The organism is Pseudonocardia alaniniphila (assembly GCF_022524485.1).
GTDB lineage: Bacteria > Actinomycetota > Actinomycetes > Mycobacteriales > Pseudonocardiaceae > Pseudonocardia > Pseudonocardia alaniniphila.
This window is the reverse complement of sequence record NZ_JAKXMK010000010.1, coordinates 61,528-74,884: the sequence shown is the minus strand read 5'-3', so window position 1 is coordinate 74,884 and position 13,357 is coordinate 61,528. Positions and strand designations below refer to the sequence as shown.

Below are 13,357 nucleotides of genomic sequence, written 5' to 3'. Positions count from 1 at the left end.
CCCGGACAAGTCGGCGTCGCCGGTGGGCGCCACGTCGCAGGATCAGAGCGTCCCGGCTGTCGTCCATCGCCGCGAATGCTATCGCTCACACAGGGCTAGGGTCGGGTCATGACCCCGCACTGCTCCCCGGCCCGACGTCCGTGACCGCGGCCATCCCCATGGGTACGGCCCCGCGCGTGATGCTGGTCTGGGACGCGCCCAACATGGATATGAGCCTCGGCTCGTTGCTCGGCGCGCGACCGACGGCGACCTTCAGACCGCGCTTCGACGCGGTGGGCCGCTGGCTGCTGGATCTGGCCGGGCCGGACGCGATCGCTGAAGCCACCGTCTTCACCAACGTGGTACCGGGGAGCACTGAGGTCGTCCGGCCGTGGGTCGAGGCATTGCGCAACGTGGGCTTCGCCGTGTTCGCAAAGCCGAAGGTCACCGAGGACTCCGACGTCGACGAGGACATGCTCGCCCACATCCGGCTGCGGGCCGAGGAGGGCGCGCTCCGCCACGTCGTCGTGGCGTCCGGTGACGGACGGGCGTTCCGGGAGCCGCTCGAGGATCTCGAGAAGCACGGCACCAGCGTCACTGTCATCGGGTTCCGGGAGCACGCGAGCTTCGCACTCACCTCGGAAGTCATCGAGTTCATCGACCTGGAAGACATCGAGGGCGTGTTCCGCGAGCCCTTGCCACGCATCACGCTCGACTCCCTGCCGGAGGGCGGTGCTTGGCTGCCGCCGTTCCGCTCACTGCGTTCGCTGCTGGAGGCGCGACGATGACCACGGCACTCGCGACACGGCTCACCGCGCCGGTCGTACTGCCCTGCGACCCTGCCTGCACCGTGCTGCGGGACGGTGTCGTCGACGTCGACGACACCGGGCGGATCACCCACGTCGGGCCGCGGTCATCGGCGCCGCCCACCGACGCACCGGTCCGCGCCCTGCCCGGCGCGCTCCTCCCCGGGCTCGTCAACACCCACGCCCACACCCCGATGTCGCTACTGCGGGGGATGGGTGGCGACCTGCCGCTGATGCGCTGGTTGCAGGAGGTGATGTGGCCGGCCGAGGGCAAGCTCGAGGCGTCCGACGTGCGGGTGGGGATGACTGCGGGCTGCGTCGAGCTGCTCCGCACCGGCTGCACCACCAGCGTCGAGATGTACTTCTTCACCGACGCGGTGATCGACGCCGTCACCACGGTCGGATCCCGCGTCGTCCTCACCCCCGGCATCATCGCCGCGCCCGGCTGGGACCGGCTCGGTTCGTGGCAGGAGATGCGCGACGAGGTGTCGGCGCGGATCGACGCCGACGGGTTGCGGTCGGGCCCCGGTGAGCGCATCGAGCTCGGCTACGGACCACACGCCGCCTACACCCTGCCGCCCGAGGCGCTGGAGTCGGTGGGTGAGCATGCGCGAGAGCGTGGAGCGCTCGTGCACATCCACGTGGCGGAGGCCGCCGAGGAGGACCTCGCCCAGCGCGAGGCGTACGGCTCGGTGCCCGCGCTGCTCGACCAGGTCGGCATGCTCGGCGGCCGGGTGCTGGCCGCCCACGCCGTGCAACTCTCCGACCAGGACGTCGAGCTGTTGGCCGCTCGCGGCGCGGCCGTGGCCCACTGCCCCGGCTCCAACGCCAAGCTCGCGGCTGGGATCGCGCGCGTGTCGTTGCTGCGGCGCTCGGGCATCCGCGTGGGGCTCGGCACCGACGGGCCGGCTTCCGGCGACGATCTCGACCTGTGGGCCGAGGCCCGGCTCGCCGGACTGCTCGCCCGCGTCAGCAGCGGCGACGCGGCAGCGCTCACCGCAGCTGAGCTGCTGCTGATGGCCACGCGGGACGGCGCGGCCGCGATCGGGCGAGACGACCTCGGCGCGCTGGAACCGGGCCGATGGGCCGACCTTGTTCACGTCGATCTCAGCGACTCCACGTTCGTCACCCCCGAGGACGACGCCCAGCTGCTGTCGAACCTGGTGTGGGCCGGAGGCTCCCGACTCGTGCGGGATGTCTGGGTTGCGGGGGAGCAGGTGCTCGCCGACCAGGAGCCGACGCGCGTGGACCGAGCCACTGCCACCGCCGAACTGCGCAGCGTGGCAGCCCGCCTGCACGCCTGACCGGCAGACCCGCGCGCCCGGGTGTGAAGGCACAGCCAGAGGACCGACGGCTAGCTGTGGATAACTGGTCTTCCTTGTGGACAACTCTCGCGCTCGGGGCTGTCGTCAGGACAAACAGGCCCCGAGACTCTCCACAGCGCCGCGGCGAGCCCCCTGGGGCGACTCGCCGTGAAGGCGGGACGACTCGCCGGCATCGGACGGCGAATCGCGTGCCGGTCCCGGCTCGGACCGGCGTCCGGGCGTTCATCCGGCAGGCTGCCGTGCGCGAAGGGCGGCCGCGCTCATCAGGATGGCGACGAGGTTCGCTCCGGCCAGTACGGCGAACGCCGGCCAGACGCGAGCCGCCATGTCCGGTGCGTTCAGGACGGAACCGAGGATCGACACCGCGATGAGGGCTCCCGTCTGACGAGTGGTGTTCTGGGCACCGGAGGCGAGACCGCTCTGGTGGTCGGCAATGTTCGAGAGCAGCAGCGAGGTCAGGGCGGAGAAGGAGATCGTGCTCGCGATACCGACCAGGAACAGGCCGACGGCCAGGGTCGGGTAGGAGGTGCCCGGCTGTGCCCTGCCGAGTGCCAGTACGCCCAGCAGGCAGCAGCAGAAACCGGCGAGGAGCATCACCCGGTGACCGAACCGGTCGGCCAGCGGCCGGTACAGGATCAGCGGCCCGATGCACGTGCCCACCGTCAGCGGGATCAGCGCCACACCCGCCTGGCCTGCAGGCCAGTGGCGAACGTCCTGGAAGTAGAGCGACATGACGAACAACGTTCCGTAGAAGAGGAAGCCCATCAGCGCGGCGCTGGCCAAGGCCGTGGAGCGGATCTGGTTCTTGACGAACGCAGGCGGAAGCATCGGGTGGGTCGAGCGACATTCGACCACCCAGAATCCCGCGCCGGCTGCGATCCCGCCCAGCAGCAGGCCGATCGTCGCCGGTGAGGACCATCCGGCCGATCCGCCGAGGATCAGTCCGCCCGTCAGCAGAGCCAGCGCGGTCCCGGCCGCAAGCTGACCGGCGTGATCGATCCTGCTCACGTGCGGCGGTGGAGCGGTTACGCGCCACAGCACGAGCGCCATGCTGACGATGCCGACCGGAAGGTTGATCAGGAACACGCTTCGCCAACCGAGTGCGTCGATCAGCAGCCCCCCTACCAGCGGACCCACGGCCACGGCGATCGCGCCGGTGGCGACCCAGATGATCGTGGCGCGCGCTCGTTCGGTGGGCTCCGTGAACAGGTGGGGGACCAGCGCCAGGGTGGCGGGCAGCAAAGCCGCGGCGCCGACGCCCTGTACGACGCGAGCCACGATGAGCAACTCGACGGTCGGGGCCACGGCGCAGGCGGCCGAGGCCAGCGTGAACACCCCGGTTCCCCACAGCAGGCTGCGGCGCAGGCCGATCCTGTCGCCCATCACGCCCCCGGTCAGGAGCAGCGCGGCAAGGGCGAGCGTGTAGCCGTTGAGCACCCACTGGGCCTCGGCCATGGAGCCGTTCAGGCTGTCCCGGATCGACGGGATGGCGACGTTGAGGATGCTGCCGTCGAGGATGATCGCGAAATAGGCGAAGCAGATCGCCGCGAACCCGACGGCCGCGTCTTTCCGGACGGCGCGGGTGCCAGGAGTCGTGTGGCGATCCATCGCCACCTCTCATCGTGTAATGAGATGTCAGTACTGGATCGTGAGACCGCCAAACCTCGAAGATGGCTTCGCTACCCGTGATGAATGATCTGCCCACCAAGGGCGGCGCCGAATGTCGCCCGTCCCACAGCGCATTGTGTCATCGAGCGAGAAGGCGGGTCACGTCCCCGGGTTCACGAGGCGACATGCGCAATCGCGGGTGCTGCTGAGGGCCGGGATCCCGGTGCCGAGGTCCCAACGTGACCCCGGCCCTCGTCAGAGGCAGTAGTGCAGTTACTGCCGTCGTGCACGGCCACTCCCCAGCGGCCGCTGGTCCATGCGCCTGAGGCGCACAGATCTCACCAGTGCGAGCTGATCGCCTTGCGCCTGCGGTGGTGCCGACCCTCGTCGGTCAGTTCGTGACGCGCCGCCGGCACCGAATGTGCCCCCGGGCCGACCCGCGAGGCCGGGATCGCGGGAGCGACGTCCTTCACGACGGGGATCGGCGCGGTCAACGGATCCCGGCGGAAAGCTTCGACAGGATCGGGGACACGGGGTGGCGGGGTCGGAGCGGCCGGCTCGTGCTGGCGGGCTCGCCAGCCGCCACGCGTGAGCGCATGGAAGATCGGCGTCAGCTCCGCGTCCTCGTCGAAGGCATGCCTACCCGTCGCCGGGCTCCAGTCGTCGTCGGTCGTCGAGTAGCGGGTCGCTGGGGACACGCGTCACCTCCGTCATGATCCTGTGCGCCACCATGGTGCGGCCTTGCTGCGGCTTTCGGCGTACTAACACCCACAACGGGGACACTCGGCCGTGGAAACGGGTCGGGAGCGACCGTTACAGCTCTGCGGCCCGGTTCCGCTCGTTCGGGTGGTCTTTGCCCCTACTCACACTCGCTTGAGTATTCGTGCTGCGCCCGCTGCAGCCGTTGTGGCGAGGATCCACCCCGCGGCCACCAATGAACTCGCTATCCACTGGGATGCGCCGTCCAACCGCCAGTACCCGTCCTGTCCGAGGTTCACGACAGGGAGGAGCGTGTCGGCGGCGAAGAGCCAGGGATTGAAAACGGGGTTTTGTCCGTCGTCGACCGGCGGCGGCGGGTACATCGCGAACCACGTGCCGCCGAGAACGGCGAACAGGACGAGCCACCAGACCGCTAACCAGGGCTGATAGCCGAATCCGACCGTCCATCGCAGGAGTGCGTACCAGATGCGCGCGGCGAGGCCTAACTCCGCGGAACGTCGGGTCTGCCCTTCCACGAGCACCCGCACAGAGAGCTGCTCCTCGCCTGCGCGGCGGTACGCGGCCGCCAACTGCTCGTACGGTCCCGGAGCGTAATCGGGAATCACCTGTTTGAGCCAGCGTAGCCGCATACGGATGTCAATCACACGTGTGTCATTCATTTTCTGGTAATCGAAGTCGTCCAGATCGATACCACCAGCGGCCGCCCATAACGGAGCGGAATCGGCGAAGCTGCCGACCTGAGCCTGGGTCAGGCGCACTCTTCCGCTGGGCGCCGCAGCCGGCCGGACGATGAGCTCGCCGGTCACCAGCCCGTAGGCGTTGAGGGCGTAGGGAATGACGGTGGACGGCAGAGTGCCCAAGGTGGCGCCGACGAACTGCACCGACTTGCCCACTTCCGTGCCCCGCAGCCGAACGCCACCCTCGGCCAGGAATCCCTCGGAACAGACCATGTCCTTGCCGACGGTCGCGGCACGGGCGTCGAGGGACGGACGTGCGGTGCCGTCGGGCCGCAGCCGGGGCTTCTCGAGCCGCGCTGCCGTGCAGTCGAGCGTGGCTCCGATCTCGGCGTTCTGCAGCCGGACGGTGCCCGCGCAGTGCAGCCGGCGCATGTAGAGCTCGCCGCCGATCCGCAGTCGATCGGCGAGCAGCGCGTACCCGCCCGGTGCGGCCAGCTCGATCCCGGACAGGCTCGCGCTTCCCCGCACATGGGCGTCCACCAGGCGCAGCTGCCCGGCGCAGATGAGTGCACCGCGTCCGTTGTCGCGTCCCTCGAGGTCACCGCCGACGTCCATCCCGTCGCCCAGCAACGCGATCCCGAACTCCGACGCGCCCGCCGGCCCGGACAGCCGCGCACCCGAGAGCCGCAGGTATCCCCCGACGACGGCGTTGGGCAGCCGCACCGTGCCGTCGGTGCGGCTCCCGTCGTCGAGCTCGAGGTTCCCCTCCACCCGGATGCGGTCGGCCACCAGGCAGGCCGCGCCGTCGACGATTCCGCCGGGGACGACCGGCATCCGGCTCTCCCCCGGCGCCGGCTCCAGATCGGCGGCCGCGGCGGCGGCGCTCCGCTCGATCCGCGCGCCGGACAACACCAGGTCACCGCCCACCCGTGACCCCGGCAGCAGGACCCTGCCCGACGTGCAGAACGCCACATCCGGCCCGGCGTTGTGACGACCGGCGAGGAGACTTCCGCCCACCGTGATGCCGGTGGCGTCCAACGCGTCGCCGGTGGGGCTGCTGAGGTCGGCGCCGCCGAAGTCGAGGTTGCCGGTGATCCTTGCTCCGGGCAGCCGAAGCTCGCCGCTGCTGCGCAGCCGCCGCGCGTAGAAGGTGCCCTCGACCACGATCCGGTCGGCGATCAGCGCACGGCCTCCGGCGCCTCGCAGCCGGCCTGCCGACAACCGGAGCGACCCGCCGATCTGTGCGTCGGTGAGATGCACCGGTGCGGCCGCGGTGAACCCGTCGTCGAGCAGCAGGTCGGCGGCCACTCGCACGTTGCCCGCCCGGAGCCCGGGAAGCCGGCACCCCGTCAGCGCGAGGCCGGCGAAGTGCGCCATCCGAAGGTCGGGGGTCTGGGCGAACACGCACCCACGCAGCTCGACGGGCATCGTGACCTCGGCGCCGGTGAGCCGCAGGAGGCCGGTGATGTTGGCCCGCCGCAGCCGCAACGCCGGGGCTCCCGGTGGTGGCGTGTCCGTGAGCACGGCCGCCAGGGTCGTTGCCGGCAGGGCCGCTCCGGCGAGGTCGAGCTCACGTCCGGCTGCCAGCGCATCGACGAGCAAGGCCGCCGCATCCTCTACCACCGCGGCGGCCTCCCCATGATCGTCGGATTCGCGGGGATGTCTATCACGATGGAGTGAACGAGCGGGAGGACCAGAAACGGCGACTGGTCGAGTCGCGGGACTCGGGGAGGGCCGGGAGCATCGGGTGATGCGCTACCTCGTCACCGGGGCCACCGGGTACATCGGCGGCCGGCTCGCCGCACGGTTGGTCGATGCCGGCCCCGTGCGGTGCCTGGTGCGCGATCCGGAGAAGCTGCGGGACGTGCCGTGGGCACAGCGCGCCGAGATCGTGAGCGGGGACCTACTGGATCCCGTGAGCATCCGCGCAGCGTGCGAGGGGGTGGACGTCCTCTACTACCTGGTGCACTCGCTCTCGGACCGAGAGTTCGCCGCCACCGACCGCCGCGCCGCTCTCATCACCGCACAGGCCGCGAGAGACGCGGGCGTACGCCGGATCGTCTACCTCGGCGGGCTGCATCCCGACGGCCCGCTGTCCGAGCACCTCGCGTCGCGCGCCGAGGTGGGCGAGATCCTCCTGCGCAGCGGCCTACCGACCGCGGTGCTGCAGGCTGCGGTGATCCTCGGATCGGGTTCTGCGAGCTTCGAGATGCTGCGCTACCTGACCGAGCGCCTGCCGGTGATGGTGACGCCGCGCTGGGTGCACAACCGGATCCAGCCCGTCGCGGTGCGGGACGTGCTGCGCTACCTCATCGGAGCGGCCACGCTCCCGCCGGAGGTCAACCGGACCTTCGACATCGGCGGCCCGGAGGTGCTCACCTACCTCGACATGATGCAGCGCTACGCCGCGGTGGCCGGCCTGCCGTCGCGGCGCATCGTCCCCGTGCCGGTGCTGACGCCACACCTCTCGGCGCACTGGGTGAACGTCGTGACACCGGTGCCGAAGAGCATCGCGGGGCCGCTCATCGAGTCGCTCGTGCACGAGGTGGTGTGCTCCGAGCAGGACATCCGCGAGTACGTGCCCGACCCGCCGGAGGGCCGCACCGGCTACGACCGGGCCGTCCAGCTGGCACTGGCGAAGATCTCCGGTGGAGACGTCGAGACCAGGTGGTCTGGTGCGGCGGTGGCCGACATCCCGTCGGACCCGCTGCCGACCGATCCTCGGTGGTCCGGCGGCACCGTCTATCTCGACGAGCGCGAGCACACCGGCACCGCCGATCCCGACGCACTGTGGGAGGTGGTCACCGGTATCGGCGGTGAGCGTGGCTGGTACTCGTTCCCGCTGGCCTGGGCCGTGCGGGGGTGGATGGACCGCATCGTCGGCGGCGTCGGGCTCCGCCGCGGCAGGCGTGATCCCGACCGTCTGCAGACCGGCGACGCCCTGGACTGGTGGCGGGTCGAGCAGCTCCGCGACGGCGCCGACGGCCGGATGCTGCGGCTGCGTGCCGAGATGAAGGTGCCGGGCCGCGCGTGGCTCGAGATGGTCGTGTGTCCGGTGCCGGGCGGCTCCTCCTACGAGCAGCGGGCGGTGTTCATCCCGCGTGGGTTGACCGGTCACCTCTACTGGTGGTCGGTGGCGCCGTTCCACGGCATCGTGTTCGGCGGCATGGTCCGCAACATCACCCGCACCGCCGAGCGCCTCGGGCGGCAACGCAGGCACGACGAGGCGGCCGACATCGCGTAGCGGATCGATCGGCACGCACATGAGGCCGGATCAGGCCTAGGGCTCGTCCCGCTTTCGGGCGGCTCACCGGCGGTTTTCGAGCGACTCGCGGCCGGTTTTCGAGCGACTCGCGGGGGTCCTGTCGGAAGGACCCGGGCACAACGCTGGGCAACTCGCGCGGAGGTTCCGGGCGACTCGGGGGGTCGGGTGTCAGGCGGCGTCGTCCAGCTTCTGGACCGACTCCTGGTCGAGCTGCAGGCTTCGCGCCCCGATGTTCTCCTCCAGGTGCGCCGCGCTGCTCGTGCCGGGGATCGGGAGCATCACCGACGAGCGCTGCAGCAGCCACGCCAGCGACACCTGCGACGCGGTGGCGCCGAGGCGGCGGGCGATCTCGGTGACCGGGCTGTCGGGCGCGGCCAGTTCGCCCTTGCTGATCGGGCCGTACGGGATGAAGCCGATGCCGAGCTCGGTGCAGTACCGCAGAACGGCGTCGCTCGAGCGGTCGAGCAGGTTGTAGTGGTTCTGCACGGTCGCCACATCCACCACGGCGGTGGCGCGTTCGATCTGGTCGACGTCGACCGCGGACAGCCCCACCGCGGCGATCTTGCCCTCCGCCTGCAGGTCGGCGAGCACGCCGAACTGCTCATCGGCGGGCACCCACGGGTCGATCCGGTGCAGCTGGAAGAGGTCGATCCGCTCGACGCCGAGCCTGCGCAGACTCAGTTCGCACTGCTGGCGCAGGTACTCCGGGCGGCCGCAAGGGTGCCACTTGCTCGGGCCGGTCCGCAGGAAGCCGGCCTTCGTGGCGACCGTGATGCCCTCGTAGGGATGCAGCGCACGGCGCAGGAGGTCATCGGTGACCTCGGGGCCGTAGGAGTCGGCGGAGTCGAAGAAATCGACGCCGAGCTCGGCCGCTCTGCGGAGCACGGCGATGGCGGCGTCCGGGTCGGCCGGAGGCCCCCAGACACCGGGGCCGGTGAGGCTCATGGTGCCGTAGCCGAGGCGCTCCACCGGCCCGGTCGGCAGCATGAAGCGCGTACTGATCTCGGGACCGATGTCATGAAGAGTAACCACGCCGTCACGATTGCACCGTGACGAACCGGGCGCCGCAGTTCGTGACCGGCGCCTCGCCCGATGTCACCGGGATCTCACGGCAATGCGGTGGCCAGGGCGGACGTAACCCGCAGCAGCACCGCGGCTGCCAGCAGCGGAGTGACGGCGAACAGCACGCCGAGCGTCCCGCAGCGCGAGAGCGTGCCGAGGAGGGACGGCGGTTCGGCGACGACGGCCAGGTAGCGCAGCCGGAGGGCGACCGCGTCGCGGGCCATCGCGAGCGCGACCTCCGGCGCCCCGGAACCGGTGACGTCCAGCAGCGCGGCGCGCAGCGCCTCACGTCCCGAGGAGCGTGCGGCAGCGATGTCGGCAGCGATCTCGACCTGCTCGCGGAGTGCCGGCGAGGCGGCCTGGAACAGTACGACGAACGGGAACGCGACGGAGACCACCTCGGCCCACGCGGTGATCATGTGGTGCCGCCCGCGGAGGTGGGCCCGTTCATGGGCGAGGACGGCAGCGATGCCGTCGGGCGAGAGCTGCCTGCGCAACCCGTCGGTGACCACGATCGTGCCCGGCCTGCCGGCCAGGCTGAATGCGAGCCCACGCTCCGAACGCACCCACAGCGTCGGCGGACCACCCTCGCGACAGGGAACGGTGGTGCCGACCATGCGCAGCACGTCGAGCCGGTCGCGCACCAGGGCGCGCCGTGCCCGGCCGTGCCGGACCGCCACCCAGGTGAGCCGCAGCCCGGCGGCAGCCAGAACCACGACGGCGGCCCACGCCGCGGCGTTGTAGGCAGCGAAGTGGGGGGCGTCCTGCACGGCCGACCACCAGCGCCGCCCCACGAGGTACACGAACGGGGTGTCGGCCGCGTACCCCGGCATCGCCATGATCGCCAGGCCGACGCACACGGTGATCGACACGCCGAGCACCGCGAGCACCCAGCAGACGATGAGGGCAACCGGGTCAACCGCTCTGGCACCGAGATGACGCAGCAGCACCGGTGCGGTCAGTGCGACGATCGCGGAACCGAGCAGCAGCGCGAGGGCTATCGTCATCGCCCGTCAGCGCCGTCGGGCGCCTCGCCGAGCGCGTCGCGCAGGACCGCGGACTCCCTCTCGGATACCGAACGCGCGAAATGCAGCAACACCGTCTCGACGTCACTGGAGGCATCCAGCAGATCGCGCAGCGCGCGGGCGGTGACCTCCTCGCGGGTGGCACTGGGCCGGTAGCGGTAGGCGCGACCGTCCATCTCACGCTGGACCCAACCCTTGCGGTGCAGGTTGTCCAACACGGTCATCACGGTGGTGTAGGCGAGCTTGCGCTGCGGGGCCAGCTCCTCGAGGACGTCACGTACCCGGTGCGATTCGGGCGACGACCAGAGGACGTCCATGACCGCAGCTTCGAGCTCACCGAGACCTCGCACGTGTCCTCCCCCCGAGCAGCAGCATAAGGGTCCCGAAGCCCGTTGCGGCCCCCGGCGGAACGCCGCGCGCCCGGCCACCCGACGGGGGGACGCCGGCCACCCGCTCTTCGATTGCCGGGCCCGGCTGTGCGCACTAGCGTTTCCCCGTGGCCAAGATCGTGTCATTGCCGCAGGCTGTGTCCGAACTTGTGCACGACGGGGACACCGTCGCGCTCGAGGGCTTCACACATCTCATCCCGTTCGCCGCCGGACACGAGATCATCCGGCAAGGACGCCGAGACCTCACGCTCGTCCGGATGACTCCGGACCTGATCTACGACCAGCTCATCGGCGCAGGCTGCGCGGCCAAGCTCGTGTTCTCCTGGGGCGGCAACCCCGGCGTCGGCTCGTTGCACAGGATGCGCGACGCCCTCGCCACCGGTTGGCCCGCGCCTCTTCAGCTCGAGGAGCACAGCCACGCCGGGATGGCCAACCGCTACGTCGCCGGCGCATCGGGTCTGCCGTTCGCCGTGCTGCGTGGCTACGCCGGCACCGACCTGCCCACCCACACCGACACCATCTCCACTGTCGAGTGCCCCTTCACGGGCGAGCGTCTCGCCGCCGTCGCCGCGCTCAACCCGGACGTCACGGTGGTGCACGCCCAGCGCGCCGACCAGGCAGGCAACGTCCAGCTGTGGGGCATCACCGGGGTGCAGAAGGAGGCGGTGCTCGCCGCGAAGCGCTCCCTGGCCACCGTCGAGGAGATCGTCGACGAGCTGACGCCGGTTCCCGGGGCGGTGATCCTCCCCAACTGGGTGCTCGATGCGGTGGCGGTGGCGCCCCGAGGCGCCGCGCCGTCGTACGCGCACGGCTACTACGACCGTGACAACGCCGCCTACCGCAACTGGGACGCGATCAGTCGCGATCGCGAGGCGTTCACCCGCTGGCTGCGCACGCTCGAGGAGGCGGCATGACCGGCACGACCGACCGGATGACGGAGCCGAACGCCACCGCCATGTGGTCTGCCGACGAGATGATGAGCATCGCGGCCGCCCGGTCCCTGCGAGACGGACAGGCGTGCTTCGTGGGGATCGGCCTGCCGTCCACGGCGGCCAACCTGGCGCGCCGCCTGCACGCACCCAACCTCGTGCTGATCTACGAGTCGGGCACCCTCGACACCCGGCCCGACGAGCTGCCGCTCTCGATCGGCGACGGCATCCTCGCCGAGTCGGCCCTGTCCGTCGTCAGCGTGCCCGAGATCTTCAACTACTGGCTGCAGCCCGGGCGGATCGACGTCGGGTTCCTCTCCGGCGCCCAGCTCGACCGCTTCGGCAACATCAACACCACGGTGATCGGCGAGTACGACGAGCCGGACGTGCGGCTGCCCGGATCGGGTGGCGCGCCCGAGATCGCGGCGTCGTGCCGCGAGGTGATCGTCGTGATGCGCCACCGCCTGCGCGCGTTCGTCGAGCAGGTGGACTTCGTGACCTCCGTGGGGCACGGGAGTGGCCCGCTCGACCGCCAGATCCTGGGACTGCGCGGAGCGGGGCCGGTCCGGGTGATCACCGACCTCGGCGTCCTCGAACCCGACCCGGACACAGCCGAGCTGGTGCTCTCGGCGCTTCATCACGGCATCACCGTCGAGCAGGTGCGGTCGGAGACGGGTTGGCCACTACAGGTCTCGGCGGACCTGATGATCACGGCGCCGCCCAGCGACACCGAATTGGAGACGTTGCGCTCGTTGCGCACGGTGGGATCGGGAGAGTCATGACGGAGAGTCCGGTACGGCTGCACCACGTCGACGAAGGGCCGCGCGACGCGCCGGTCATCGTGCTGTCGGGGTCGCTCGGCTCGACACTGGAGATGTGGCGTCCCCAGGTCGGGCCGCTGACGGAGCGGTTCCGCGTGATCCGCATCGACCACCGGGGCCACGGCGGCTCGCCGGTGCCCCCCGGGCCCTACCGGATCGCCGACCTCGCAGGCGACGTGATCGCCCTGCTCGACGACCTGGGCCTCGAGCAGGTGGCGTGGTGCGGTCTGTCGATGGGCGGCATGGTCGGGATGCACCTCGGCTCCGAGGCGCCGCAGCGGCTCACCAGCCTCACCCTGTGCTGCACGTCGTCGAACTTCCCGGACACGACGGTGTGGGCCGACCGGATCAAGGCGGTCGCCGACGGGGGCACGGCTCCGATCGCCGAGACCGTGGTCTCCCGCTGGTTCACGCCCGGATGGGCGGCCGAGCACCCCGACGTCGTCGCGGAGGCGGCCGCCATGGTCGCGGGCTCGTCCGACGAGGGCTACCTGGCCAGCTGCCAGGCGCTCGAGGTGTGGGACCACCGCGACAGGCTCCCCGCGATCTCCGTGCCCACGCTGGTGATCGCCGGCTCCGCCGACCTGTCCACCCCTGTCGAACCGCACGCCCGCACGATCGTCGACGGCATCCCCGGCGCGCGGCTGGAAGTGCTGGAGGCTGCACACCTCGCGACCATCGAGCGGGCCGACGAAGCCACACCGCTGATCGCGGAGCACGCCGCCGGCCGCTGAGCGGACCTGTAGCGACA

At 70.9% G+C, this 13,357-nt stretch carries 12 protein-coding genes; 6 read left to right on the top strand and 6 right to left on the bottom strand.

The window, feature by feature from the left end:
• Window positions 1–179: 179 nt before the first annotated feature.
• Together MMF94_RS12790 and MMF94_RS12785 are read left to right on the top strand one after the other, a co-directional pair.
• Entirely contained in the window at window positions 180–767 is a 588-nt protein-coding gene (locus MMF94_RS12790; RefSeq protein WP_241036775.1) for an NYN domain-containing protein, read from the top strand.
• Window positions 764–2,089, top strand: a complete 1,326-nt coding sequence (locus tag MMF94_RS12785) for an amidohydrolase family protein (RefSeq protein ID WP_241036591.1) — start codon at window positions 764–766, stop codon at window positions 2,087–2,089. The genes MMF94_RS12790 and MMF94_RS12785 overlap by 4 nt, the downstream gene beginning before the upstream one ends.
• A gap of 243 nt (window positions 2,090–2,332) precedes the next feature.
• On the opposite strand, the gene MMF94_RS12780 is transcribed toward MMF94_RS12785, so the two are convergent.
• The 3 genes from MMF94_RS12780 to MMF94_RS12770 all read right to left on the bottom strand — a co-directional run bounded on the left by MMF94_RS12780 (window position 2,333) and on the right by MMF94_RS12770 (window position 6,738).
• Window positions 2,333–3,718, bottom strand: coding sequence for an MFS transporter (locus MMF94_RS12780; protein WP_241036590.1), 1,386 nt, complete (start codon window positions 3,716–3,718; stop codon window positions 2,333–2,335).
• Between the two features lie 338 nt (window positions 3,719–4,056).
• On the bottom strand, window positions 4,057–4,416 hold the full coding sequence (locus tag MMF94_RS12775; protein ID WP_241036589.1) for a hypothetical protein: 360 nt from the start codon (window positions 4,414–4,416) through the stop codon (window positions 4,057–4,059).
• 165 nt (window positions 4,417–4,581) lie between these two features.
• Entirely contained in the window at window positions 4,582–6,738 is a 2,157-nt protein-coding gene (locus tag MMF94_RS12770; protein ID WP_241036588.1) for a hypothetical protein, read from the bottom strand.
• 127 nt (window positions 6,739–6,865) lie between these two features.
• Here MMF94_RS12770 and MMF94_RS12765 point away from each other — a divergent pair, with 127 nt between their 5' ends.
• A complete protein-coding gene (locus MMF94_RS12765; RefSeq protein WP_241036587.1) occupies window positions 6,866–8,359 on the top strand; it encodes an SDR family oxidoreductase in 1,494 nt (497 codons plus the stop codon).
• Between the two features lie 189 nt (window positions 8,360–8,548).
• Here the strand turns inward: MMF94_RS12765 and MMF94_RS12760 are convergent, their stop codons facing one another.
• From MMF94_RS12760 to MMF94_RS12750, 3 genes are all read right to left on the bottom strand, one after another.
• Complete coding sequence (locus MMF94_RS12760; protein WP_338104200.1) at window positions 8,549–9,412, bottom strand: aldo/keto reductase; 864 nt, start codon at window positions 9,410–9,412, stop codon at window positions 8,549–8,551.
• A 74-nt stretch (window positions 9,413–9,486) separates the two neighbouring features.
• Window positions 9,487–10,449, bottom strand: coding sequence for a M56 family metallopeptidase (locus MMF94_RS12755; protein ID WP_241036586.1), 963 nt, complete (start codon window positions 10,447–10,449; stop codon window positions 9,487–9,489).
• Window positions 10,446–10,817 (bottom strand): BlaI/MecI/CopY family transcriptional regulator, encoded by a 372-nt coding sequence (locus MMF94_RS12750; protein ID WP_241036585.1) that lies wholly within the window; start codon window positions 10,815–10,817, stop codon window positions 10,446–10,448. The genes MMF94_RS12755 and MMF94_RS12750 overlap by 4 nt, the downstream gene beginning before the upstream one ends.
• A 146-nt stretch (window positions 10,818–10,963) precedes the next feature.
• Between MMF94_RS12750 and MMF94_RS12745 the strand changes: the two genes are divergently transcribed.
• The 3 genes from MMF94_RS12745 to pcaD are packed head-to-tail and all read left to right on the top strand — an operon-like array spanning window position 10,964 to window position 13,340.
• The gene (locus MMF94_RS12745) at window positions 10,964–11,770 is read left to right on the top strand and encodes a CoA transferase subunit A (protein ID WP_241036584.1); all 807 of its coding nucleotides are present in this window, start codon (window positions 10,964–10,966) and stop codon (window positions 11,768–11,770) included.
• Window positions 11,767–12,567, top strand: a complete 801-nt coding sequence (locus MMF94_RS12740) for a CoA-transferase subunit beta (protein ID WP_241036583.1) — start codon at window positions 11,767–11,769, stop codon at window positions 12,565–12,567. The genes MMF94_RS12745 and MMF94_RS12740 overlap by 4 nt, the downstream gene beginning before the upstream one ends.
• A complete protein-coding gene (gene pcaD, locus MMF94_RS12735; RefSeq protein ID WP_241036582.1) occupies window positions 12,564–13,340 on the top strand; it encodes a 3-oxoadipate enol-lactonase in 777 nt (258 codons plus the stop codon). Before MMF94_RS12740 ends, pcaD begins: the two co-directional genes overlap by 4 nt.
• The last annotated feature ends 17 nt before the right edge of the window (window positions 13,341–13,357 follow it).